Below are 23,554 nucleotides of genomic sequence, written 5' to 3' on the forward strand. Positions count from 1 at the left end.
ATCAGCGGATGCGCGCGCAGGCTCGCTCGCGTACGGCGGCAGACGTCGCAAGGGCGCGATGGATCCATTGTGTGGACTGATCGGCTGGGTGCGGTGCGTCGGCGGCGCGCGGCGGATGAACGGTGTGGGAGAGGTAGGCGCTAGGGTGCGGGTTGATAAGCTCAAACCTTGTAATTATAGCCCGAAAATGCCCCTCCCTCCAAATCCGAGATGGTCCCGGGATGCGGTGCACGGGCCCTCGCCGTGCCTCATCGCCTTGTCTGGCTTGGCTGTCAGCCGGGTCAGCGGGGCTTAGTCAGGCGGAATCGGGATACGATGCCAGCGCAGGCCAAAAGGGGCCAGACGTGCATGGCGCCCCCCCTCGTTTGCTCACGTGCCGCGCGTAACTGGCACTTTAGCCGCGCCTGCGCTCACAGACATCGGGGAGCGCGAGGGACCGTTATTGCATCGGTTGCTGGACTTGTCCCTCGCTCTGGTTATCAATAATGCTCCGCCTGCAGATGAGCGGGTTTTGCCAGCACGCGGCTCGGCAATACGTACCAGATCGCACTGGCAATCTGGAACACGACCAGGATCCCCCAGGCGGTGAGGTGTGCGCTCGCCGGATAATGCCCCGCCGTCGCCGGCCACAGCGACAGCACCGCTCCGACGCCGATCTGGAAGCCGAAAATCAGCAAAAAGATAATCAGCGTGAGCGTAGTGTTGCCCCGGCCGATCAGATGCGCCGGGAAATGACGCGCCAGCACCGCGTAGCTGAGGATGCCCGTGCCGCCAAAAATGCCGTACGCCGCCCACAGGAGCCCCGCTGGCAACGGCGCGCCGAACATGATGAGCAATTGCGTGACGACGAAAAGTGCCATCCCAATGCCGCAAAAGGCGTACAGGGAGATGCCGCGCTTTTCCAGACCACGCGCCGCAGCGCCGAAACCGACACAACCGGCCATCATCGCAAAGCCGAGAATCGACACCTGGGCCGCCGCTTCGCGGGGCGCGAGGCCCATGACATCGCGCATCCACGCGCCCACCCACAGTGACTGCATCGCGTAAAAGACGCCTTGCGTGACCACCGAAAACGATGCGATCTTCCAGAACGCCGGGCTCTTGAGGATATGCCACGTGCCTTTGAACTGCGTGCCGAGACTCGCCTGACGGTGGCTGTCGCGGACCTGCGGTGCGAGGAACCACAAAGCGAGCGCGACAACGATGGTCAAAACGCCCAGCGCGACGCATACCGCCCGCCAGCTCGCGAAAGTCAGCACCCACGTCAGCGGCGAACCCACGGCCACGCCGCCCAGACCGCCGACGGCCATGACGAGTCCGTTCATCAACGGCAAGCGGGGCGCCTCGAAATGCTGCACCAGCGCCTTGAATGCCGCGCCCAGACAGACCGACACGCCGACGCCAATCAGCAGCCGACCGAACATCATCATGCCGAGGCTGTGCGCGGCGCCGAACACCCCGATCCCCGCAGCCGCGAATAGCAGCATGCCGGCTGTGACCCGGCGCGAGCCGAAATGGTCGAGCAGCACGCCCGCCGGAAGCTGCGCACCTGCAAAACCGAGGAAATAGAGACTCGTTAACAGACCAAGATCGGCGGCCGAGAGGCCCAGATCATGGGTAATGAGCGGTGCAAAGCCCAGATTGACGCCGCGAAACACGTAGGAGACGAAGTAACCAGCTGAGAACAGCAGAAACACGCGAAGCTGGGTGGACGACATAGGCGGGCGGACAACGCAGGTCAGACGAAAGCAGGAACGATAAACGAAAATCCAGGGCACGGACGCAAAGACCCTGAAACGAAAACGCCGTCACCACAGGTGACGGCGTTAGAAAACGAGAAGTGTTCGGAGCGCAATTCATGCGGTGCCCCCGCAACGCATGTGGCCACTTCCGTCAGAGCCGCTTTGGTTTAGTTTCCCTTCTTCGTCTTGGCCACGGTCTTCGGGCGGCTTGTTGCCGCAGCCTTCGACGCCTTGCTGGACGTGCCCGACGCGGCCACTTTCACCATCTTGCCGCCATTAGCCGGGCTCGACGCTGATGACTTGCTGGCCTTGCCCGCGGAATCCGACACCTTGACGACGGTGGTGCGGCCACGACCCGACTTCTTATCGTAGCGCGAATCGTTCTTCGTGTCTGCGACCTCGGTGCCGATCCGCTCGACGCCGCCGCCCTGCACACTGGTTGCGATCCGTTCCGGCCCAGGCTCGCTCGGCATGGCCTTACCCACCGGCACGTGCAGCACGATCACCTGCCCCGGATTCACCTGATCGCGGTGCGTACGGTTCCAGCCCTTCAATTGCCCAACCGATACACCGTAGCGAACCGCCAGCGCGGCCATGGTCTGCTTGCGACGCACGCGGATCAGCATCTTGCGCGTGTCGGGGACATCCGGTTCCATGGCGAGAACCGCGCTTTCGGCGACATCGGCGCTGATGTCTTCGTCGTCATTGCCGTCGTCGCTACGCGGCACGACGATCGTCGAACCCGGCTTCAGACGCATGCCGACGGGAATCTTGTTGACTTCCATCAGCGTGTCCGCGTCGACGCCGATCTTCTGCGCAATGGCTGCCGGCGCGGCGCGCTCGGTCACCGTGTAGGTCGTCCACGAGGACAGGTTACCGGTGTAGGCCTTCAGGTTGTGTTCGAAAGCGCTTGCGTTGTCGAACGGCAGCAGGATCTGCGGCTGCGTCGCGCCAAGGATGACCGGCTTCTTGAACGACGGATTCAGCGAGCGGAATTCGTCGGGCGTCATGTTGGCAAGCTTGGCCGCCACTTCCACGTCGATATCGTGGGCGGTGGTTACCGTCACGAAATACGGGTGGTTTGGAATGGACGGCAGCGTCAGGCCGAAGGCCTGCGGATTCATCACGATGTTCTTGACCGCCTGCAGCTTCGGGACGTAGTTGCGCGTCTCGTTGGGCATGCGCAAGTCCTGATAGTCGGTGGGCAAGCCCGCCGCTTCGTTGCGCGCGATCGCACGCTGCACGTTGCCCTCACCCCAGTTGTACGCCGCCAGCGCAAGCTGCCAGTCGCCGAACATGTCGTGCAGGCGCGAGAGATAGTCGAGCGCGGCGCTGGTGGAGGCCAGCACGTCGCGGCGCTCGTCCTGCCACATGTTCTGCTTGAGGTTGTAGGTACGGCCCGTGTCGGGCACGAACTGCCACATGCCGGCCGCCTTCGCGACCGACAGCGCCTGCGGGTTGTAGGCGGATTCGATGAACGGCAGCAGCGCGAGCTCAGTCGGCATATGCCGCTGCTCGAGTTCCTCGACGATGTGATACAGGTACTTTTGCGAGCGTTCGGTCATACGCTGGACGTATTCCGGGCGCTGCGCATACCAGTTGCCTTGCATGTCGACGAGGTCGCTTTGCAGGTCAGGCATCTGGAAACCACGGCGAATCCGCGCCCACAGATCGGCATCCGGGCTCGTCAACTGATCGACCGAGCCTTGATCGACATTGATGGTTTCTTTGGCAGCGGCTGTATTGCGAAGGGCGTCGGCTACGGCTTGCTGGCTGGCAGGATTGGAGGTGATGGTATTGCTACTCGTCGTTGGCCCCTGGCTCGCGCACGCGGCGAGCATCAGGACCAACAACGCACTGAAGATAAATCTCATGAACGTCTCGGCTTCCACAGGACTGGAATTTGCAGCCGATAGTACGAAAGCGAAACGTTTACGTCAATCGGAAATATACGAAAAACCTAGGTAAATCTTAGGCTTGGCAGATTTTGCCGAAATTTAAGGTGAACATGGCCTCATGAAGCCGCGCGTCAGCGGAACCTGTTCTTCCATTCCCGCAATAGTGTGAATGCGGTCAAACGATCAGGCACTGTTTCGTGCAACTGTTCCGCGAGGGTTGCATGGATGGCCGGGCTGTCCGCGCGCAGAAACGGGTTGACCGCCTTTTCGTGTTCGATCGTCGTGGGCAAAGTCGGCACGCCGCGCTCCCGCAACGCCGTGGCCGTGTCGCGCCAGGCCTGCAAATCGAGATTACCCGGCTCGGCCGCCAGCGCGAAACGGATGTTCGACAACGTGTACTCGTGCGCGCAATGGACCTGAGTCGCGCCAGGCAACCCGGCGAGTTCATCCAGCGACTTGAGCATCTGCGCCGGCGTGCCCTCGAACAGCCGCCCGCAGCCGCACGCAAACAGCGTGTCGCCACAAAACACGTGTGGGGTTCCGCCTGGATCGGCCGCCTGGAAGTAGGCAATATGACCGCGCGTATGGCCGGGCACATCCAGCACACCCAGCTCGAGCGCCGGCGCGGCGATGCTCACGCGATCGCCGCTTTTCAGGCGGTAGGTCAGATGCTCGATCGACTCGCCGGCCGGCCCATACACAGGTACGTCCTGGCCGTTCAGCAGATCGGCCACCCCGCCGACGTGGTCTTGGTGATGGTGCGTGAGTAAAATAGCGCTCAACCGCCAGCCCCGTTTCGCCAGATAGGCGCGAACCGGAGCGGCCTCACCCGGATCGACGACCACCGCATGGCGGCCGTCCGACACGAGCCAGATGTAATTGTCTTCAAACGCCGGGACCGGTACGTACTCGAGCGCATTCATAGGCGACGCAATCTTTAATATGTCTGACCGAACGATTATAGACTGGCCCGCCTGGACCGATTCGCCACCCGGACGTTACGTGCTGGAATGGGAACAGGCGCAGCTCGACCGTGTGGTCTCCGATGTGTTCGGCTACCACGCGCTGCAGCTCGGTCTGCCGCAACTCGACGCACTGCGCGAGAACCGCATGCCGTGCCGCGGACTGGTGCTGGACGCCGCCAGCGGGGCGAGCGCGCCGTATCGTTTTCCGCGCGCGGCAGGCGCCGCCGCGCCCGAACGACATGCGCCGCCCGGCCACAGTGCGGTCTGGTGCGACCTGTTGGACTTGCCGTTCGAGGCGCAAAGTGTCGATCTGATCGTCATGCCCCATACGCTGGAATTCACGCGCGACCCGCACCGTCTGTTGCGCGAGGCCGAACGCGTCCTGATGCCGGAAGGGCAATTGATTATTCTCGGCTTCAATTCGCTGTCGCTGTGGGGCGCCCGGCAATCGGTCGGCAAAGTCACGGGGCGCCCGTTCGTGCCGGCCGCGCACGACCTGATCGCGTTCACGCGCCTGAAGGACTGGATTAAACTGCTTGGCTTCGACCTTGAGCGCGGACGCTTCGGCTGCTATCGTCCGCCCCTCATGAGCGACCAGTGGCTCGCGCGCTATGGCTTCATGGAAGCCGCCGGCGACCGCTGGTGGCCGATCTTCGGCGCCACTTATATGATAAAGGCGATCAAGCGCGTGCGCGGCATGCGTCTGGTCGGACCGCTCAAGGTCAAAAAGCCCGTCCTTGCAGCGGGCCTCGCCCCTGCCGCCACCCCGAACACACGCAACCAGAGAAAATGACGTCCGAACTCATCGAGATTTATACCGACGGCGCCTGCAAAGGCAACCCGGGCCCTGGCGGCTGGGGCGCACTGCTGCGCTTCGGCGCGCAGGAAAAGGAAATGTTCGGCGGCGAAGCGAACACCACCAACAACCGCATGGAGCTGATGGCGGTGATCGCCGCACTCGAAGCCTTGAAGCGGCCGGTCAAGGCTGTCGTGCACACCGATTCGCAATACGTGCAGAAAGGCATCAGCGAGTGGATCCACGGCTGGAAGAAGAAAAACTGGATGACCGCAGCGAAGACACCGGTGAAAAACGCCGACCTCTGGAAGCGGCTCGACAGCGCGGTTCAGCAACACGAGATCGAGTGGCGCTGGGTCAAGGGGCATGCCGGACATCCGGAGAACGAGCGCGCCGATGCGCTCGCCAATCGCGGCGTCGCGTCGCTGGCGGAAATCTGAGGCGCACGTGCGTCCTCCCGCGTGAGCGTGGTTGCTTGCGCGCCTATGCTTCGATGTTTTTCTCAAGCCAATTTTTAGAGCGGGCTAATCCCACATGCGTCAACTCATCCTCGACACCGAAACCACCGGCCTGAATGCACGCACCGGCGATCGCGTCATCGAAATCGGCTGCGTCGAGCTGGTGAATCGCCGGCTTACCGGCAACAACCTGCACTTCTATATCAATCCGGAACGCGATAGCGATCCGGGTGCACTCGCGGTCCACGGACTCACCACCGAATTTTTGCGTGACAAGCCGAAGTTCGCGGAGATCGCCAACGAATTGCGCGATTTCGTTCAGGGCGCGGATCTGATCATCCACAACGCGCCATTCGACATCGGCTTTCTCGACGTGGAGTTCGGACTGCTTGGCTTACCGCCGTTCGGCTCGCACGTTGGCGAGGTGATCGACACTCTGGTGCGGGCCAAGGCGATGTTCCCCGGCAAGCGCAATTCGCTGGACGCGTTGTGCGATCGCTTTGGCATCAGCAACGCCCACCGTACGCTGCACGGCGCGTTGCTCGACTCGGAGCTGCTCGCGGAAGTCTACCTGGCAATGACGCGCGGCCAGGAGAGTCTCGTTATCGACATGCTGGGCGAGACATCGAGAGGGGGCGACGAAGGTGCGCCACGCGTGGCGCTTAGCTCGCTCGAGCTGCCGGTGATCGTCGCCAGCGAAGAGGAGATGGCTGCGCACCAGGCCGTCCTCGATGGTCTCGACAAGGCGGTCAAGGGGACGAGCGTTTGGCGCCTGCAACCTGTTTCAACAGCCGATGAGCAAACTGCTTAAAAAATACTTTACGAGTTCAAAAAGCTCTGACATAATCTCAATCTCTTCGGGTGGTTAGCTCAGCGGTAGAGCACTGCCTTCACACGGCAGGGGTCACAGGTTCAATCCCTGTACCACCCACCAGATTCGCGTGACCCGCAAGAGATAAAAGGCCCTCAGACGAACGTCTCAGGGCCTTTTTCATTTGCGCCGGATTGTGGAGTTGGGAACGTCGTGTTCGTGTGTAGCGAGGTCCGACGAAGAATCACACGGGTCCGCGTACCCGGCATGCCGCAAGGTATTTATCTGAACGCCGTTCCCGTCAGCGTCTCGCAGACCTGCCACAACCGTCGCGCATCCGCTTCGTCCGTTGCCTGGCGCGCGACGCTCGCCTGCCCCACCCGCTCCCCGCGCATCTCGAACAGGCCGAGCGGACCATAGTAGCCGCCGTCGACGACGTCAGCTGCGGTCGCCGCATAGAGCGTCGGCAGCGCGCCGGCGGCGTCGCTATTCAGCGCGGCGCCGATGAAGCCGCTGAGGACGGCACGCGCCGCACGACTGAGCGACGAATGCTCGCCGCTGCGAAACAGGTTGGTATTGGCCACGCCGGGATGGGCCGCAACCGACATCACGCGTGATCGCGCCGCGCGCAGACGGCGGTCGAGTTCGAACGCGAACATCAGATTGGCCAGCTTCGACTGCCGGTAAGCCGACATCGGTCCGTAGCGGCGCGTGGCCTGCAGGTCGTCGAAGTCTAGCCGGCCCTGCTTGTGCGCGATCGAGGCAAGGGTGACCACACGCGGCCGATCAGGCGAGCTTTCCGCGGCCATCTCGAGCGCGGGCAACAGCAGGCCAGTTAGCGCGAAATGCCCGAGCACGTTGGTGCCGAATTGCAGCTCGAAGCCGTCGACGGTCTCGATGCGTCGAGGCGGCGCCATGACACCCGCGTTGTTGATGAGAAGATCGAGCGGCTGGCGTAGCGCAAGCTCGCGGTCTGCAAATGCACGTACCGATGCGAGACTCGCGAGGTCGAGCTGCGCCACCCGCACCCGAGTCTCGGGCACTTCCGCGCGCAAACGGACGAGCGCCGCCGCGCCACGCTGTTCGTCGCGACACGCGAGCACAACCTCGGCGCCATGACGCGCCAGGATTGCGGCCGTGTGATAGCCGATACCGCTGTTCGCACCGGTGACGACGACACGCCGGCCGGTCCGCGGCGCGATGTCATCGCAGCTCCAATGATTGCTCATGCTTGCTCCCAGTCGCCGCGCCGCAGCACGCGCACGTTTGTCACCGAGTACGGCACACCTCACTGCCGCATTCTTCGTATCATATCAACCACATCCGGCATCGCCCGCTTGCAAGCGCCTTAAACCCGGCATATATTCGAGCTTCGGACATCCGCTCCAATCAGTATCATCTTCAATTCATTTCACTCAACACTAAAGGGAGGCATCACATGTTGTTCGGCGTGCACATTGCCCCTCTTTACGTGGCCTCGCGACCGTAGCTAGTCGCCCAGCCAGGTCCGCTGTTTCGGCGAACCTGCGTATTTTCCAGACCGTCTAGAGTCAGTACGCCAGTTCATTCTGGCCCGCTGCGACTGTCTATTCCTATTGCTCCTGACTGGAATCCCGGGGTCTCTGTGTCCCCAGGCCGTGACCAATGACTACTAAAAAACTCGACTTTCGCGGACAGGTCTTCAAGGACGTCCTTAGCTTCACCGTTCGCCACTGGCGCGAACAACCTTGGCGCATCTTCGCCGTCACAGGACTGGTGCTGCTCTCGGCCCTGGCCGATGTGCTCACGCCGCTGTTCGCGGGGCATCTCGTCGACGCCATCGCCTCAGGTTCAGCCGGCAATCCGGCCGCCTGGCACGCCGCCATCACCGCGTTCTGCGTGCTCGCCGCACTCGGACTCGGCGGCACGCTGCTGCGTCAAGGCGTCTTCATGAATATCATCCCGTTGACGCTCACGATGATGAGCAAGATCGCCGCCAACGCATTTCACCGGGTCCAGCGCTTTTCGACCGACTGGCACGCCAACAGCTTCGCCGGTTCGACCGTCCGCAAGATCACGCGCGGCATGTGGGCGCTCGACATCCTCAACGACACGCTGTTGATCGCGCTGTTTCCGTCGCTCGTGATGCTGGTCGGTTCCACCGTGCTGCTCGGTGTGCGCTGGCCGTTGATGGGTGCCGTCGTAGGCTTCAGCTCGGTGCTCTACATCACGGTCACGGCGATGCTGTCGCTCGGCTTCGTCGCGCCCGCAGCGCGTCTCGCCAATGCCTGGGACACCCGAATGGGCGGTGCGCTGGCCGACGCCGTGAGCTGCAATGCGGTCGTCAAGGCGTTCGGCGCCGAACAGCGTGAAGAGGTCCTGCTCGCCCGCATCATCAACAAATGGCGCCATCGTACAAAACGCACCTGGGTGCGCGGTACGCTCAACGGCGGTGTGCAGGGCGGCATGCTGGTGCTGATCCAGGCCTCGATCCTCGGCGCGGCGCTGTTCCTGTGGGCGCGCGGCGAAGCGGGCGTGGGCGACATCACGTTCGCACTGACGATGTTCTTCATGTTGCAGGGCTACCTGCGCGAAGTGGGGATGCACATCCGCAACCTCCAGCGTTCGGTCAACGACATGGAAGAACTGGTCGCGCTCGAGAAGCAGCATCTCGGGATCGAGGACAAACCCGGCGCCCGTGCAATCGCCATCAGCAAGGGCGAGATCCGCTTCGAGCACGTGACGTTCCACTATGGCGCGCTCGCCACACCGCTGTACGAAAACTTTTCTGTACGCATCGCGCCTGGTGAGCGCGTAGGGCTGGTGGGGCATTCGGGCTCGGGCAAGACGACGTTCATCAAGCTGATCCAGCGGCTCTACGACGTTTCGGGCGGCCGCATCACCATTGATGGGCAAGACATCGCGCTCGTCAGTCAGGCGTCGTTGCGCAGCCAGATCGCGATCGTGCAGCAGGAACCGGTGCTGTTCCACCGCACACTGGCCGAGAACATCGCCTACGCACGACCGGGCGCCACACGCGCCGAGATCGTGCGGGCGGCGAAGCTCGCCAGCGCCCACGATTTCATCGTGACGCTGCCTGACGGCTACGACACGCTGGTGGGCGAGCGCGGCGTCAAGCTCTCGGGCGGCGAACGCCAGCGCGTCGCGCTTGCGCGGGCATTTCTCGCCGACGCACCGATCCTGATTCTGGACGAAGCCACGTCGAGCCTCGACAGTGAAAGTGAAGTGCTGATCCAGCAAGCCATGGAGCGACTCATGGTGGGCCGCACGACGCTGGTCGTCGCGCATCGTCTGTCTACTGTGCGTGCGCTGGACCGGCTGCTGGTGCTCGACAAGGGCAAGGTGGTCGAAGAAGGCAGTCACGAAGCGTTGATCCAGCTCGAGAAAGGCTTGTACCGCAGACTGTTCGAACGGCAGGCACTCGAGTTGATCAAGGGCCTCTCCGAGCCCGATGTCAGACGCGCAGCGCATGGCGCCGGCGCGAGGCAAAGCGACGATTCGGAGATGCTGGTCGGTGAATAGCCGGTCGGACGCGGCAGGTGCCGCATGGCGTCCGCATCTGAAAAGCCGTCGAAAGCCAGCGGCATTTCCGGCGCGATAGCCGCCGCCAGCCTCTGTACAGACTTAGCCCTGCGTATGCCCATACGCAGGGCTTTTTTATTCCTCCATCCTCGCTTTGAAAAATCTTTCGCATCCATGCTTGACATTCTATCTACCAGTAGATAAAGTTCGATCCATGGAAACGACAACGACAGTGCGCGAACAGATTCTCGACCACGCAATCACGCTTATCATGCTGCGAGGTTACAACGGTTTTAGTTACCGGGATCTGTCCAGTCTGGTCGGCGTAAAGACCTCGAGCATCCACTACTACTTCCCGTCGAAAGACGATCTGGTATTGGAAGCGGTCAGCGAGTACAGCAATCAGGTACTCAGCGCCCTTCAGACCGTGGACATGTCGTTGCCGGCGGACGCCAAGCTCAGCAAGTACGCGAAGATGTTCGGCAGGACCCTCGGTGACGGTAACCAGATCTGCCTGTGCGGCATGCTGGCTGCAGACATCGGATCGCTGCCCGACAACATCCGTCAAGCCGTGCAAGCGTTTTTCAAGGCGAACGAACACTGGCTCGCGAAGGTTCTCGCGCAAGGTGTGCAAGAAGGCACGCTGGCGGTGAACGGCAAGCCAGAAGGCGCGGCTCGTGCGCTGTTCGCGGCTTTTCAGGGCAGCGTGTTGGCCGCCCGGCTGTTTCACACGAAGGCCCGGCTTGAAGATGTCGAGGCTTCCGTGCGGATCACGAAATAGCGGTAACGCAGTTGATGCGAGGTGGTGAATCCACCTCATTGTTTGGCCGTTCAATCCATCTTTGCATAGATAGGTTTGATCGCAGATGTAAAAAGAAATCGGTGCTTTTTTGCAGTTAAATCTATCTAGTAGTAGATAGTAAAATCCGGCAACTCAACTTACCTCAAGGAGTTTCACCACGTCGCTCGAAAAAGTCCTCTACCGCGCCCAAGCCCATGCCACTGGCGGCCGTGATGGTCGTGCCGTCGTCCCTGCGGGCAACCTCGATTTCAAGCTGACCACGCCCAAAGAACTGGGCGGCGCAGGCGGTGAAGGCGCAAACCCGGAACAACTTTTTGCGGCCGGCTACAGCGCATGTTTTCTCGGCGCAATGAAGTTCGTGGCCGCGCGCGACAAGATCGCCATTCCAGCCGACGTCTCGATTGACGGCAGCGTGGGGATTGGCGTGATTCCGAACGGCTTCGGCATTGAGGTCGAACTGAAGATCTCGCTGCCCGGCATGGCTCGCGAAGCGGCGCAGGCGCTCGTCGACAAGGCGCACATTGTTTGCCCGTACTCGAATGCGACGCGCGGCAACATCGACGTCACGCTGACCATCGCCTGACTCGCGCAGCTAACGTCCGCGCGGCGACGTCAGCGTATCAATCATTCGGAATACATGACTGACTGGGCGGCCCGCTTGCGGCCGCTCACTGGCACCGTGACTCCGTTCAGGTCAGATGCCAGCGGCGGCGCGAACAAGGTACCCGTTCGATGATGCCGCGATAACTCAGAATACCGCCGGCATACTGACCCGCAGGCGCGGAGTGTCAGGCTTGACGAAGCGATGTATCGAGCGCTCGCGCAGCAACCCGATCGCCCTCGGTTGCAAGCGGCGCGCGAAACACCGTCTGATGGTTATGCCCCGCAGCCGCGGGAGAGTCCCACAACAATTCGACCTTGGGCCGCCGGCGTAGCCAGCCCGTCTGCGCCGCGACCCTCGGCACCGCCGAAGCCGAAGCCGCAGCAGCCATCCCGCCTGCCGTATCGAGCGCCGCAGCAGGTGCAGCAACGGACCGCGCAACCCCATCTCCCTGACCATCCGGCCAATGGACCGACAGTTCGCGCGCATCATACTGACCGAGCTTGCGGCTTTCCGCCCAGACGACGGCCGTGCGCGTCGCCAGATCAATGGAAATCGCATAGCGGCCAATCGCGAAACGGCGCGCCGCCACATTCGTGCGCCACAGCGCGCGCGGACGGCAGATCCACAACACCGCCGCATACAGGGCCGGCGCCGCCACCAGCCAGCCGTTGGTGGCCGCCACGACATGAATCGCGCGGCGCCCGCCGGCGCTCCAGACGAACGCGCCCACCGAAAAAACCGCAAACAGGAAGCCGAGTAAAGCGAACAGCCGCAGCGCCTGCCGCAACCATTGCGGCAGCGGATGAAAAGGACGCTCGGCCTGGGCGCGGGCGCCCGGCAGAAAAATCAGCAGAAACAGGAAAACAAGGTTGATGCAGGCCCACGGCGACGAGGCCATGGCAGCCAACGACGACAGGAGGTCCATCTGCGCCATCGAAAACAGCCAACGAGCCAGGATCACGAGACCGATGGCGCGCAACGCGAAGATCGTTCCGGCGCCGGGCGCCGCGTTCGCACGCGTCTCTTTCGTTCTCGCCAAGGCATCCTCCTGTCGTTGACGACGCCGCAGCCAAATTTGCGGCACGGCCATTATAGGGATATTACCGAGGCACCTCACAGGTGCTATCCGCAAAACGCTACTTTCAGACGATTCCACGACAAATGCGCGGCGCACATGCAACAACGCCCCGCGTGCTTGACACACGCGGGGCGTTGTTGGCGCTCAGGCGGCGCCCGAAGGCGCCGCCGCGGCGGTTTGGCTAACCGAAGTCTTAGCCTGCGTTGACTTCCCGCAAGACCGTGCGGCGCTTCTGGCGCAGCAGTTCTTCGTACGACGCGACGTAATTCTGCGCCATCACCTTCGACGAGAAGCGCTGCTCAAACGCTTTGCGCACCGTTTCGCGCGGCAGCGTGTGCAGGCGGTTGACTGCAGCCACCGCGCTGATTTCGTCTTCGACGACAAAGCCCGACACGCCGTTTTCGATCACTTCCGGCACCGAACCGCGCTTGAACGCGATCACCGGCGTACCGCACGCCATGGCTTCGATCATCACCAGGCCGAAGGGCTCCGGCCAGTCGATCGGGAACAGCAGCGCATGCGCGTTGCCGAGGAATTCGGTCTTCTCTGCTTCGCTGATCTCGCCGATGTATTCGACGTGCGGCAGCGACATCAGCGGCTTGATGACTTCTTCGTAATAGGCGCGGTCAGCCTTGTCGAGCTTGGCGGCTACCTTGATCTTCATGCCGGCCTGTTCGGCGATGCGGATTGCCGTATCGAGGCGCTTTTCCGGGGAAATGCGGCCGAGGAAAGCGAGGTAACCCGGCTTGACGTTCGGGATCGGCTTGAGCAGGTTTTCCGGCAGACCGTGATAAACCGTCGACAGCCAGTTGGCCTGTTGCAGCGGCATACGCTGGTTGTCCGAGATGGACACCACCGGCACGTCGCTGAACGTGTTGAAAATGGGTTGCAGTTCGGGCAGGTCGAGACGGCCGTGCAAGGTGGTCAGGAACGGCACCGGCTGACGCGCGAACAGCGAGAACGGGTAGTAGTCGATGTGGAAATGCAGCACATCGAACTCGTCCGCGCGACGGCGCACTTCTTCCAGCAGCAGCATATGCGGCGCCATCACGTCGCGGATGGTCGGGTCGAGGCGCAGCGCCTGCGGCCAGAAAGCTTCGAGCTTCGCCGAGGTCTGCGAATCGCCGCTCGCGAACAGCGTCACATCATGCCCTTGCTCGACCAGTGCTTCGGTCAGGTAGGACACCACCCGTTCCGTTCCGCCGTACAGCTTGGGAGGAACCGCCTCGTGCAACGGAGCGATTTGTGCGATTCGCATAGAGAGAACTCCTTAAAAAAACAGGCAAAAGTACTGCGGTTTGTTAAAAGCGACTCGCTTTGCTCGCCTGGCCAGTCGTGCCGGAAAAAGCCGGCACAAGCCTGTTTCTTCGAGAAATCCTGCGATGGATCGCTTGGTAAGGATGCCCAGACTGATCATCGTCACCAGGCTGTACATGTGCCGTAAACGCACGTGCGTCAGACTCGTTGACAAACTGTCAGATAATTTCGTGGGACGACCGAGCAAGCATTATGGGTGCCGGAAGTCCCGCGCGACGCGGACATTTCAAACACTTTACGTTGTTACAAAGCGGAAACACTTTACAAACCCTTGTTTTATAAGACAGTTCTACAGTAAGGGCTGGTTGTGGCGGATAGCCAGCAACCCATTTTTTGCAAATTCTTCCGTCATTGCTCCCAGCGTGCCGCCCTTCTCCGCGCAGTCAGAACTCTCGGCGCGTTGAATGGCGTTTGTAATTATATCCCGAAATTATTCCGCAATCTGCATGAATGCCTGCCGCGTGGCGGGGTCGAGCAAATAGGGTTTTGCGGATGTCCATCGCGAAATCAGTCGGGTCCGGTTGCCGTTCAAACTCGGCGGAATGCCTTTTGCGTGTTTACAATGCGAAGCATCTGCCTTTTTGTGGCGATGCGTCCCGTGGCCCATGCCGTTGCATGACATAACCTGAAACACACCGACCACACGATCAATTGGAACATCTCACCATCGCCCAGCGTAATGCCCACAACGCAAAGCTTGCGAGCTATGCGCACAGGCCGCTTGCGTTTTTGTTTCGCTATATCCGCCGCCACCCGCTCGCGCATGCGACCGTCCTGTGCAGCGTATTCGCGGCTGTGGGTTGTGCGCTCGCCTCTCAATATGCCATCAAGCATCTGATCGACGTGCTCGGCGGCGGCCGGCACCATCCGGGTCCGCTGTGGGGCGCGTTCGCCATCCTTGTCGGCCTGATTGCCGCTGATAACCTGCTGTGGCGGGTCGGCGGCTGGGTCGCCGCGCACACTTTCGTGGCCGTCACCGGCGACCTGCGCCGCGACCTGTTCCAGTATCTGAGCGGCCACTCGCCCACCTACTACTCGGAAAAGCAGCCCGGCATGCTCGCGAGCCGCATCACGGCCACGTCGAATGCGGTCTACACGGCGGAGAACACCTCCGCCTGGAACGTGCTGCCGCCGTGTATCGCCGTGCTTGGCGCCATCATCATGATCACCGCGGTCAATCCGTTGATGGCGGCAGGTTTGATGTTCTGCTCTGCCATCCTCTCGGTGGTGCTTTACAAGCTGGCCGGGCGCGGGTCGGCGCGTCACCATCACTTCGCCACCCGGGCCGCTTCCGTGGACGGCGAACTGGTCGACGTCATCAGCAACATGGGCCTCGTGCGCGCGTTCGGCATGACGATTCGCGAACAGGCGCGCTTTGGAGCCACCGTGAAGGCCGAGATGGATGCACGCCAGCAGAGCCTGCTCTATCTCGAGAAGCTGCGTCTCCTGCACGCGGTTATCACGGCCATGCTGTCAGCGGGGTTGCTCGGCTGGGCACTGTGGCTGTGGGATAACGGCCGGGCCACCTCCGGCGACATCGTGCTGGTCAGCTCGCTCGGCTTCACCATCCTGCACGGCACGCGCGACCTCGCCGTCGCCCTCGTCGACGTCACGCAGCACGTGGCGCGGCTCGCCGAAGCGGTACGTACGCTGCTCGAGCCGCACGGCATGCCAGACCGCTCGGACGCCGTCGAACTGGTGCCGCAAGGCGGACGCATCGATTTCGAGAGCGTCACGTTTGCCTATCCGCGTCGCCGGCCGATTCTCGATCACTTCGAACTGCATATCCAGCCGGGCCAACGGGTGGGTCTGATCGGCAAGTCGGGAGCAGGCAAATCAACCGTGCTTTCGCTGTTGCAGCGTTTCTATGAGACGCAAGGCGGTCACATCAAGATCGACGGCCAGGACATCGGCACGATCACGCAAGACAGCTTGCGCCACGCCATTGCCGTGGTGCCGCAGGATATCGCGCTGTTTCACCGTACCGTCTACGAAAATATCGCCTATGGCCGACCTGAAGCGAGCCGCGAAGAAGTGCTGGCGGCGGCTCGGGAAGCGCGCTGCTCGGACTTCATCGAAGCGATGCCGGAAGGCTACGACACGGTCGTCGGCGACCGTGGCGTCAAGCTCTCGGGTGGTCAGCGCCAGCGCATTGCGATTGCGCGCGCCATTCTGAAGAACGCGCCGATCCTGTTGCTCGACGAAGCCACCTCGGCGCTCGACAGCGCTTCCGAAGAGGCCATCCAGAAAGCGCTCGACCGGCTGATGGTGGGGCGCACCGTGGTTGCCATCGCGCACCGGCTGTCGACGTTGAACAGTTTCGACCGGATCATCGTGATGAGCACGGGCAAGGTCGTCGACGACGGCACGCCCGAAGAACTGCGCAACCGGCCGGGGCTGTATCGCGATCTGCTGTCAAAGCAGTACGGCAAGGGTACGACGCTGCACGCCGGCGGCAAGAAGGTCGACGAACAGCACGTGGTCTGATATCTGGCGGCGGCAAGGCCGCTCTGCCACGCCTCGCTTAAAGACAAAAGCCGCTTCGATGAAAACCTCGAAGCGGCTTTTTTGTGCCCACCGGATCCTCGTCAACCGTCCGAGGGTTCGCGCGTCACCTGTTCGATCTCGCCTTCATCCTGCGCGGCACCCGCCGCTTGCAGATCGCGCATGAAGTTATCGCGCCACACCGACACGTTGTTCTCGCGCAGTTGCACCATCATGTCGCGGTAGCGCGCCTGACGCGCGGCGAGCGGCATCGACAAGGCGGTTGCCAGCGCCTCGGCCATCCCGTCTATATCCACCGGATTGACGATCAGCGCGCCGTCCAGTTCCTGCGCCGCGCCCGCAAAGCGCGACAGCACCAGCACGCCCGGATCGTCCGGGTCCTGCGCCGAAACATATTCCTTGGCGACGAGATTCATGCCGTCACGCAACGGCGTCACATAACCCACGTGGGCCGTACGAAACAGCGCTGCCAGCACCGACCGTTCGTACTGGCGATGAATGTAGAGAATCGGCGCCCAGTCCAGTTCGGCGAAGCGGCCGTTGATACGACCCGACTCGCCTTCCAGCTGCAAACGGATATCCTGGTATGCATGCAGATCGGCGCGCGTCGGCGGCGCGATCTGCAGGAACGACACCTTGTTGCGTTGCGCGGGCGAGTGTTCGAGCAACCGCTCGAACGCACGGAAGCGCTCCACCAGCCCTTTCGAATAGTCGAGCCGGTCGACGCTCATGATCAGCTTGCGCGAATGCAGCGTGGCCTTCATCGTGCGCACCGGCTTGCCGCGCTCGCCCGCTTTCGCGAGCTCCGCGATCTCGTCCGGATAGACGCCGATGGGATAAGCCGAGGCCTTCAAGGTCCGGCCAAACGCCTGCACGATGCCCGGTCCCTGCGCCGGAATCTCGACTTTGCCGTTCGCCTCGTTGACGATGTAATCGCAAAACGCCCGCAAATCCGGCTCGGTCTGGAAACCAAGCAGGTCGAACGAGCAGAGCGCTTCGACCAGCTCGCGATGCGGCGGCACCGCCAGCAACACTTGCGACGCGGGAAACGGGATATGCAGGAAAAAGCCAATGCGGTTTTTGACGCCCGCCGCGCGCAAGGCTTGCGCAAACGGAATCAGGTGATAGTCGTGGACCCAGATTACGTCGTCGGGCCGCAACAACGGCACGAGCTGCTGGGCGAGCCACGTGTTGACCCGGCAATAGCCGCCGAAGTCGTGCCGGTCGTATTGCAGCAAGTCCGCCCGGTAGTGGAACGCCGGCCACAAGGTGGCGTTCGAAAAGCCGCGGTAGTACTGGTCGTAGTCGCGCCGAACCAAAGCGATGGTGGCGAACGTCACCGGGCCGCGTTCCTCGACCTTGATCTGCGGCTGCCCCGACGCCAGCACCTCGCCGCTCCAGCCGAACCACATGCCGCCGGTTTCCTTCAGTGCGTCGTAGACGCCGACCGCGAGGCCGCCCGCCGCAGGGCCACCTTCCGAGATCGGCGCGACCCGGTTCGATACGATAATCAGTCGACTCATGAAGCGCGATTTCCGTGCAAAAGAACGTTCGGAATGAAGCGAGGGACGAAGCGAATCCGGATGCGCGTCATGCGTTGCGCGCCGCGCTGACGATCGCGTCGAGCCAGTCGAGCAACGCGCCGACCGAGTCGAGCCGCGAGCGCGCAATCGTGTCGCCGGGGCCGACCTTGATCGACACGCCGTCACGCTCGTTGACGACCGCAAAACCTTTCTCGTCAGTCAGATCGTCGCCGGCGAAGACCGGCCGGCGACCCGTGAACGGCGGCTCGTCCAGAAAGGCCCGCACGGCGCGTCCCTTGTCGACGTCTTTCGGTTTGATCTCGTAGACCATCTTGCCGGGTTGCAGCACATAGGCACCCGGATAGTCCGCCACCAGCCGTTCAGTGGCGTGACGCGCCACCGGCTCGCGATCCGGCGCATTGCGATAATGCAGCGCCAGCGCCGCGCCCTTGATTTCGAGCAGCATGCCTGGATGCTGGTTGACGACCTCGGCCAGCACCTGCTCCATGCGCAGCAGGCGTTCATCATGAAAGCCGATGCGCTGCGTGTCGCCGTTCGAGTCGCGCCGTTCGGCGCCATGCAGGCCGGCAATGGGCAGATCGGGCAGACCGAGAAAGGCGTCGATACTGTCGATGCCGCGGCCCGAGACAACCGCCACGGCGCCGTTGGTCAGGCGCCGCAGTTCGGTGAGTAGCGTGATGACCTGGGGCTGCACCAGCACACCGTCGGGCGTGGGGGCGAGTTCGACCAGCGTGCCGTCGAAATCGAAGAAAAATGCCGTCTCGCTGGGAGACAGAACAGCCGGAAGTGCTTGCATCGGTTTATCTTGCCTTTCAGCCGCTCGCAGCCGCAAAAGTGTGCGCATCTTATCGCGCATCCCGCTATTTTTCGGGAAAGTAACGCTCAGTGCAACGCCGGCATGGGAATCCACCTTCCGCGGCGCCAATTCCGGGCAAACTCGGCACGCTCCGGATTGGCTGGGTTTCGATTCAGCTTTGCCGGACTGGATGCGTCATATTGCCCCGCGATGCCGGTCCCCCGGGGCGACGTATGACACGCCCGACCAATTTACGATACAGTCCCAGCCACGCTGCCAGGTCCGCGCGCGGAACGCTGCCGGCGGCTTCGCATCGCGACGCGCCGTCGCGGAGGCGCCTTTCTTAATCGAGTCATGGATGCCTGCTTTGTTCCCCAGAACTTCACGCCGACGGGTGCAGTTGGACGAACCGGAATCGCCACGCAACGCGCGCGCCGCACGACGCCTGCCATGGATCGCGTTGCCGGGCGTGCTGGCACTCTCCATGGCGCTCAGCCTGTTGACAGGCTGCACCCACAAGGAAGCGCCCTGGCATCTGACGAACGTTACCGGCCATTTGCCGGATCTCGACTTCTCACTCACCGGCGATAACGGCAAACCCGTTACCGGCGAGACCTTCAAAGGCGACGCCGCGCTCGTCTACTTTGGCTATACGCACTGCCCTGACGTGTGCCCGGAAACCATGGCGCATCTGATGCAGGTGCTCGCCAAACTCGGCCCAGACGCGCACAAAGTGCGCATCCTGTTCATTACCGTCGACCCGGCGCGCGACACGCCTCAGGCGCTGCATGACTACGTCGGCGCTTTCGATGCCGAACACGCCGTTGGCCTGACCGGCAGCGACCGGCAGATCGAGACGCTGGCGCGCAATTATCGCGTCGCCTACCAGATGGAAAAGCGCGACCCCAACGGCAACTATGAAGTCACACACAGTTCCGCCGTCTACATCTTCGATCCGCAGGGCCACGCACGCCTGCTCGCCACCGACCGCGATTCGCCCGATGTGATCGCCGCCGACCTGCGTCGTATCATTGACGACCCTTCCTGACGATGGGCAGCGTGTCCGCGGCCCAACCTGCTCCCTTGCCAACTCTCTGTTTATGAACCTCAAGATCTCATCTCTCGCAGTACTGGGCTGCGCCTTCGCCCTTTCGCTCAGCTTCGCCACCCCGGCCGCCGCGGCCGGCCCGCAGGCCGTTACCGCGCAGCATGCGTGGGTTCGCTGGTTGCCGAACAATCTGCCCGCAGCCGGCTACGTGACGCTCGTCAACTCGAGCGACAAGCCAGTCGATCTCACCGACATTTCCAGTGACGACTACCAGGGCACGATGCTGCATCAATCAGTAGCGAATGGCTCGACACAGCAGATGGTGATGGTGGACAAGCTGACCATCCCGGCGCACGGCCAGGTCGCCATCGCACCGGGCGGCTATCACATCATGCTGGAACACGCGCAGCACAAGGTGGCACCTGGCGACACGGTGCATCTGAAGCTGCAGTTCTCCGATGGCGAGACGCTCGATACGCCATTTGCAGTCAAGTCGCCAGCCCAGGCAAACTGACGGCTGCCGCGCAGCGTTGTGGTAACGCGCGCGCGGCGATTCGCTGCGCCGCGTGACGGATCTCAGGCGGTGCGCATCCAGACGTGCGGGATGCCATCTTCCTCATGGATGTCCGAGATCGGCTCGAAACCGAATGCGCCATAAAAACCCTGCAGATGCGCCTGAGCGTGCAGCCGGACCGGTACGTTCGGCCATTGCTCGGCAATGTGTCCCACAGCGCGTTCGAGCATCTTGTTGCCCAGGCCCATGCCGCGAAAATTCAAGGTGGTCAGCACGCGGCCGATGCGGATGTCCGCGTCGCTCTCATCCGGTAACAGCACGCGCAGATAACCTGCCAGCTTGGGCCGGGGCTCACCTGGGCCGAACGCGAACAGATGCCATGCCTCGGTATCGAGGCCGTCGATATCGCCGTACACGCAATTCTGCTCGACCACGAACACCTCGTTGCGAGCGGCCAGCATGGCATAGACCTCGGCGGTAGTCAGGTCGTCGAAGAATTTCCAGCGCCATTCAATGGGCGGATGCGACGTGGCTAAAGAATGCTGCGGCTCGTTCATGGAAAACACGTCAAAAGGGATGCGCCCGAACGGGCGGCGATTGCAGAATTATGCCGCGAATGCCGCGCGTGAGGATAGCGGGCCGGATCCGCGCCGCCAACGGCGCGTGAATCGGTCAGATGCGCTGTTTTGGTTGGGCCTTTGACGGTGGCTTGTCGGCGTACCTTGCGGTGTCCTAGGCGGCGAGCCGCGCTGCGATCACTGGGTCGACCGGAAGGTCTGTGGCTCGACGCAGACTCGGAAACGGTCAGCGAGGCCACATAAAATCAGCTGTACTGATAGATAGGACGCGCCGCGATCAGTAGCCGGCGCAATCCTTTCGTCAGCTTGCTGCGCCGCACGCCGTTCGCCACTTGGCTCCTGGCTCCTGGCGCCTGGCTGAGTCTGCCAGCCTCCCGCCAAGGCAACGGCGCCTGACATCGGTTCGCAACCGCCGCTCAATCAACCTCGCCAATCTGCTCCACGCGATGCGCGAGGTGTTCGATCAGATTGCCGGGGCCACACAAATGCAGCGCGCCCACTACCACGAGCGTGCGCTTCGGCGTTTCTAGCGCGTCGCGTACGCGCGGCGCCCAGGCGTGGTTGCGTGCGTCGAGAATTGCGCTGCGAATGCCCGGCAAGTTGAACATCGGCGATTCGGCCGCGACGTCGTAGAGCCCCTGCAGGTCGCGTTGCAGCCAGGCGGCCTGCATGCGCTCCAGTGTCCGCTGAGGCTCGGTCAGATCGGCGAGCAGCAGTTCGAGTCCACTGACGATGGCAGACAACGGGATCGACTCGAGCGACGCCACCACCTCCGCAGCGGTTTCCAGAAAGCGATACGGCTTCGCTTGCGCGTCGGCCTCTCTTAGCATCCTTGGCTCGACGCCTTCCACTACGCGCTGGCAAAGCGTCGGCGCCACCATCATGGCGGCCCACGGACGCAATCCGCTGAGCGGCGCCAACGCGCCAGTGGAAGGCCACGTCGCATCCAGGCGGCGCCACACATCGGGCGGCAATAAGTGCTCGAGAGATTCGCCACCCTCCCGCTTCAGAAACGGCAAGACGGACTGCGCATCGGATTCGAAGACGAGCGTTTCCGCCCAGTCGAACGCCTGCGAGACGCACGCAGGCATTCGCGGGCTGGTGGCGGGAAACAGATGCATTGAGCCAAGCAACCGCACCTGAGTGCCGGCGAGCTGAAAGTACATGGATGGGTGTCGGCAGTTCGGGATAGGGTCGAGAGTATTTCATACGCGGACAACGAAGCGCAGACCGCTCCTTGATGTCCTGCTAGCCAACCCTGTCTTGCGCGCAGAGATTATCAGCCGAGCTGAGCGAGTGTGCTACGGCAGTACTCGAGTCGGCGCTGGAACCGGATGACGATGGTGAGCGAGGGATAAGCGGCAAGCACTTCGAAGAAAACCCACGCCAATAAAAAAAAGCCCCGACAAGTCGGGGCTTTTTATAACAGCTGGAGGCGCGAGCCGGAGTCGAACCGGCCTAAACGGCTTTGCAGGCCGCTGCATAACCGCTTTGCTATCGCGCCGTAAGCGGACTGCCGACCCGTCGCAATAAGCTGCATGTACAACGGGCTTGCAGATTTGTTCGATGGCGGGTTGCTCCACCAAACAAAAAGGGAAGCTTTGCTTCCCCGAATGTGTGGAGCGGGAGACGAGGCTCGAACTCGCGACCTCAACCTTGGCAAGGTTGCGCTCTACCAACTGAGCTACTCCCGCATGGTCCTGCTAACAACGTTTTGCTACTTACTACCTTTGCCAACACAAAACGCTGCTTCAAAAAATTTGGAGCGGGAGACGAGGCTCGAACTCGCGACCTCAACCTTGGCAAGGTTGCGCTCTACCAACTGAGCTACTCCCGCGTTTTGCTGCTGATTCACTGCTTACTGCGCTCCGGTGTTCAGAACTGCGTGCATCGGAGAAACGAGATTATGTATAAAGCGCTGAAACGTGTCAACCCCTTTGACGCAGGTCTTTTATGCGAAAGTTTCCACTCACACGATCCCGCCCCGTTCACGAATCTGCGGCCACGCAAGCTTCATGTAGTAGAGCATCGACCAGATCGTCAGGAACGCTGCCAGCAAGATGAGCCACAGACCCCACACGCGCGTATCGATCACCACGCCGGGTACAAGCGTCACCGGACCGTAAAGCAGCAGCATCGGGATCGCGACCATCTGGCACGCGGTCTTGAACTTGCCAAGCGAATTCACCGCCACACTCTTCGATGCGCCGATCTGCGCCATCCATTCACGCAATGCCGAAATGGCGATCTCGCGCCCCACGATCACCAGCGCGATCGCCGAATCGAGCCGTGCCAGTTGCACCAGCACGAGCAGCGCCGCCGTCACCATCAGCTTGTCGGCCACCGGATCGAGGAACGCACCGAATGCCGAGGTCTGGTTCCATTTGCGGGCGAGGTACCCGTCGAACCAGTCGGTCAACGCTGCCAGGATGAAAATCGTCGCGGCCGCAAAATTGCGGTGCGCGGGGCTCATCATCATGTCCGGCAGATAAAACACGCCGACCACGAGCGGAATCAGAACAATCCGCAGCCACGTCAGGAAAATCGGGAAATTAAACGGCATGGGCAGGCGCAGC

At 62.1% G+C, this 23,554-nt stretch carries 19 protein-coding genes, 4 tRNA genes and 1 pseudogene; 10 read left to right on the forward strand and 14 right to left on the reverse strand.

Annotated features, from left to right (window positions below):
• Positions 1 to 479: 479 nt before the first annotated feature.
• From P3T43_RS14675 to gloB, 3 genes are all read right to left on the reverse strand, one after another.
• Positions 480 to 1,718, reverse strand: coding sequence for an MFS transporter (locus P3T43_RS14675; RefSeq protein ID WP_429281766.1), 1,239 nt, complete (start codon positions 1,716 to 1,718; stop codon positions 480 to 482).
• A gap of 191 nt (positions 1,719 to 1,909) precedes the next feature.
• Entirely contained in the window at positions 1,910 to 3,616 is a 1,707-nt protein-coding gene (locus tag P3T43_RS14680) for a transglycosylase SLT domain-containing protein (RefSeq protein WP_429281767.1), read from the reverse strand.
• 155 nt (positions 3,617 to 3,771) lie between these two features.
• A complete protein-coding gene (gene gloB, locus P3T43_RS14685; protein WP_429281768.1) occupies positions 3,772 to 4,563 on the reverse strand; it encodes a hydroxyacylglutathione hydrolase in 792 nt (263 codons plus the stop codon).
• A 19-nt stretch (positions 4,564 to 4,582) separates the two neighbouring features.
• Here gloB and P3T43_RS14690 point away from each other — a divergent pair, with 19 nt between their 5' ends.
• The 4 genes from P3T43_RS14690 (at position 4,583) to P3T43_RS14705 (ending at position 6,793) form a co-directional block, all read left to right on the forward strand.
• Positions 4,583 to 5,398, forward strand: a complete 816-nt coding sequence (locus P3T43_RS14690; protein ID WP_429281769.1) for a class I SAM-dependent methyltransferase — start codon at positions 4,583 to 4,585, stop codon at positions 5,396 to 5,398.
• Complete coding sequence (gene rnhA / locus P3T43_RS14695) at positions 5,395 to 5,841, forward strand: ribonuclease HI (RefSeq protein ID WP_429281770.1); 447 nt, start codon at positions 5,395 to 5,397, stop codon at positions 5,839 to 5,841. The genes P3T43_RS14690 and rnhA overlap by 4 nt, the downstream gene beginning before the upstream one ends.
• A 94-nt stretch (positions 5,842 to 5,935) precedes the next feature.
• The gene (gene dnaQ, locus P3T43_RS14700) at positions 5,936 to 6,670 is read left to right on the forward strand and encodes a DNA polymerase III subunit epsilon (protein WP_429281771.1); all 735 of its coding nucleotides are present in this window, start codon (positions 5,936 to 5,938) and stop codon (positions 6,668 to 6,670) included.
• 48 nt (positions 6,671 to 6,718) lie between these two features.
• Positions 6,719 to 6,793: transfer RNA gene (locus tag P3T43_RS14705), tRNA-Val, on the forward strand.
• Positions 6,794 to 6,951: 158 nt separating this feature from the next.
• Here P3T43_RS14705 and P3T43_RS14710 read toward each other — a convergent pair.
• Positions 6,952 to 7,899, reverse strand: coding sequence for an oxidoreductase (locus tag P3T43_RS14710; RefSeq protein WP_429281772.1), 948 nt, complete (start codon positions 7,897 to 7,899; stop codon positions 6,952 to 6,954).
• Between the two features lie 415 nt (positions 7,900 to 8,314).
• Between P3T43_RS14710 and P3T43_RS14715 the strand changes: the two genes are divergently transcribed.
• From P3T43_RS14715 to P3T43_RS14725, 3 genes and pseudogenes are all read left to right on the forward strand, one after another.
• Positions 8,315 to 10,192 (forward strand): ABC transporter ATP-binding protein, encoded by a 1,878-nt coding sequence (locus P3T43_RS14715; RefSeq protein WP_429281773.1) that lies wholly within the window; start codon positions 8,315 to 8,317, stop codon positions 10,190 to 10,192.
• A 214-nt stretch (positions 10,193 to 10,406) separates the two neighbouring features.
• Positions 10,407 to 10,973, forward strand: coding sequence for a TetR/AcrR family transcriptional regulator (locus tag P3T43_RS14720; RefSeq protein ID WP_429281774.1), 567 nt, complete (start codon positions 10,407 to 10,409; stop codon positions 10,971 to 10,973).
• A 181-nt stretch (positions 10,974 to 11,154) separates the two neighbouring features.
• Positions 11,155 to 11,577, forward strand: a pseudogene (locus P3T43_RS14725) (organic hydroperoxide resistance protein); the annotation flags it as partial.
• Positions 11,578 to 11,782: 205 nt separating this feature from the next.
• Here P3T43_RS14725 and P3T43_RS14730 read toward each other — a convergent pair.
• Positions 11,783 to 12,637, reverse strand: coding sequence for a hypothetical protein (locus P3T43_RS14730; RefSeq protein ID WP_429281775.1), 855 nt, complete (start codon positions 12,635 to 12,637; stop codon positions 11,783 to 11,785).
• 232 nt (positions 12,638 to 12,869) lie between these two features.
• Entirely contained in the window at positions 12,870 to 13,934 is a 1,065-nt protein-coding gene (locus tag P3T43_RS14735) for a glycosyltransferase family 4 protein (RefSeq protein ID WP_429281776.1), read from the reverse strand.
• A gap of 710 nt (positions 13,935 to 14,644) precedes the next feature.
• On the opposite strand from P3T43_RS14735, the gene P3T43_RS14740 reads away from it, so the two are divergent.
• Positions 14,645 to 16,480 carry an ABC transporter ATP-binding protein gene (locus P3T43_RS14740; protein WP_429281777.1) on the forward strand — a complete coding sequence of 612 codons (1,836 nt, stop codon included), beginning with the start codon at positions 14,645 to 14,647 and terminating at the stop codon, positions 16,478 to 16,480.
• A 101-nt stretch (positions 16,481 to 16,581) separates the two neighbouring features.
• Here the strand turns inward: P3T43_RS14740 and otsA are convergent, their stop codons facing one another.
• Both otsA and otsB read right to left on the reverse strand, forming a co-directional pair.
• Positions 16,582 to 18,021 carry an alpha,alpha-trehalose-phosphate synthase (UDP-forming) gene (gene otsA, locus P3T43_RS14745; RefSeq protein ID WP_429281778.1) on the reverse strand — a complete coding sequence of 480 codons (1,440 nt, stop codon included), beginning with the start codon at positions 18,019 to 18,021 and terminating at the stop codon, positions 16,582 to 16,584.
• A 67-nt stretch (positions 18,022 to 18,088) separates the two neighbouring features.
• Positions 18,089 to 18,838 (reverse strand): trehalose-phosphatase, encoded by a 750-nt coding sequence (gene otsB, locus P3T43_RS14750; RefSeq protein WP_429281779.1) that lies wholly within the window; start codon positions 18,836 to 18,838, stop codon positions 18,089 to 18,091.
• 358 nt (positions 18,839 to 19,196) lie between these two features.
• Between otsB and P3T43_RS14755 the strand changes: the two genes are divergently transcribed.
• A complete protein-coding gene (locus tag P3T43_RS14755) occupies positions 19,197 to 19,886 on the forward strand; it encodes an SCO family protein (protein WP_429281928.1) in 690 nt (229 codons plus the stop codon).
• A 52-nt stretch (positions 19,887 to 19,938) separates the two neighbouring features.
• A complete protein-coding gene (locus P3T43_RS14760; protein WP_429281780.1) occupies positions 19,939 to 20,400 on the forward strand; it encodes a copper chaperone PCu(A)C in 462 nt (153 codons plus the stop codon).
• A gap of 62 nt (positions 20,401 to 20,462) precedes the next feature.
• Here the strand turns inward: P3T43_RS14760 and P3T43_RS14765 are convergent, their stop codons facing one another.
• The 6 genes from P3T43_RS14765 to pgsA all read right to left on the reverse strand — a co-directional run bounded on the left by P3T43_RS14765 (position 20,463) and on the right by pgsA (position 23,541).
• Positions 20,463 to 20,957, reverse strand: a complete 495-nt coding sequence (locus P3T43_RS14765) for a GNAT family N-acetyltransferase (RefSeq protein WP_429281781.1) — start codon at positions 20,955 to 20,957, stop codon at positions 20,463 to 20,465.
• 437 nt (positions 20,958 to 21,394) lie between these two features.
• A complete protein-coding gene (locus tag P3T43_RS14770; protein ID WP_429281782.1) occupies positions 21,395 to 22,144 on the reverse strand; it encodes a TraB/GumN family protein in 750 nt (249 codons plus the stop codon).
• Between the two features lie 264 nt (positions 22,145 to 22,408).
• Positions 22,409 to 22,482 (reverse strand) — tRNA-Cys (locus P3T43_RS14775).
• Positions 22,483 to 22,596: 114 nt separating this feature from the next.
• A tRNA-Gly gene (locus P3T43_RS14780) sits at positions 22,597 to 22,672 on the reverse strand.
• 67 nt (positions 22,673 to 22,739) lie between these two features.
• Positions 22,740 to 22,815: transfer RNA gene (locus P3T43_RS14785), tRNA-Gly, on the reverse strand.
• A gap of 132 nt (positions 22,816 to 22,947) precedes the next feature.
• Complete coding sequence (gene pgsA / locus P3T43_RS14790; RefSeq protein WP_429281929.1) at positions 22,948 to 23,541, reverse strand: CDP-diacylglycerol--glycerol-3-phosphate 3-phosphatidyltransferase; 594 nt, start codon at positions 23,539 to 23,541, stop codon at positions 22,948 to 22,950.
• Positions 23,542 to 23,554 lie beyond the last annotated feature (13 nt).

Origin of the sequence: Paraburkholderia sp. GAS41, assembly GCF_050436545.1 — a bacterium.
Lineage (GTDB): Bacteria > Pseudomonadota > Gammaproteobacteria > Burkholderiales > Burkholderiaceae > Paraburkholderia.

Bases quoted from the DNA above. Each gene is read 5' to 3' on its own strand.
- gloB (WP_429281768.1), bottom strand. From the start codon at position 4,563: ATGAATGCGCTCGAGTACGTACCGGTCCCGGCGTTTGAAGACAATTAC.
- P3T43_RS14680 (WP_429281767.1), bottom strand. From the start codon at position 3,616: ATGAGATTTATCTTCAGTGCGTTGTTGGTCCTGATGCTCGCCGCGTGC.
- P3T43_RS14770 (WP_429281782.1), bottom strand. From the start codon at position 22,144: ATGTACTTTCAGCTCGCCGGCACTCAGGTGCGGTTGCTTGGCTCAATG.
- P3T43_RS14675 (WP_429281766.1), bottom strand. From the start codon at position 1,718: ATGTCGTCCACCCAGCTTCGCGTGTTTCTGCTGTTCTCAGCTGGTTAC.
- pgsA (WP_429281929.1), bottom strand. From the start codon at position 23,541: ATGCCGTTTAATTTCCCGATTTTCCTGACGTGGCTGCGGATTGTTCTG.
- P3T43_RS14765 (WP_429281781.1), bottom strand. From the start codon at position 20,957: ATGAACGAGCCGCAGCATTCTTTAGCCACGTCGCATCCGCCCATTGAA.
- dnaQ (WP_429281771.1), top strand. From the start codon at position 5,936: ATGCGTCAACTCATCCTCGACACCGAAACCACCGGCCTGAATGCACGC.
- P3T43_RS14710 (WP_429281772.1), bottom strand. From the start codon at position 7,899: ATGAGCAATCATTGGAGCTGCGATGACATCGCGCCGCGGACCGGCCGG.
- P3T43_RS14720 (WP_429281774.1), top strand. From the start codon at position 10,407: ATGGAAACGACAACGACAGTGCGCGAACAGATTCTCGACCACGCAATC.
- P3T43_RS14760 (WP_429281780.1), top strand. From the start codon at position 19,939: ATGAACCTCAAGATCTCATCTCTCGCAGTACTGGGCTGCGCCTTCGCC.
- P3T43_RS14715 (WP_429281773.1), top strand. From the start codon at position 8,315: ATGACTACTAAAAAACTCGACTTTCGCGGACAGGTCTTCAAGGACGTC.
- otsB (WP_429281779.1), bottom strand. From the start codon at position 18,838: ATGCAAGCACTTCCGGCTGTTCTGTCTCCCAGCGAGACGGCATTTTTC.
- otsA (WP_429281778.1), bottom strand. From the start codon at position 18,021: ATGAGTCGACTGATTATCGTATCGAACCGGGTCGCGCCGATCTCGGAA.
- P3T43_RS14755 (WP_429281928.1), top strand. From the start codon at position 19,197: ATGCCTGCTTTGTTCCCCAGAACTTCACGCCGACGGGTGCAGTTGGAC.
- rnhA (WP_429281770.1), top strand. From the start codon at position 5,395: ATGACGTCCGAACTCATCGAGATTTATACCGACGGCGCCTGCAAAGGC.
- P3T43_RS14735 (WP_429281776.1), bottom strand. From the start codon at position 13,934: ATGCGAATCGCACAAATCGCTCCGTTGCACGAGGCGGTTCCTCCCAAG.
- P3T43_RS14690 (WP_429281769.1), top strand. From the start codon at position 4,583: ATGTCTGACCGAACGATTATAGACTGGCCCGCCTGGACCGATTCGCCA.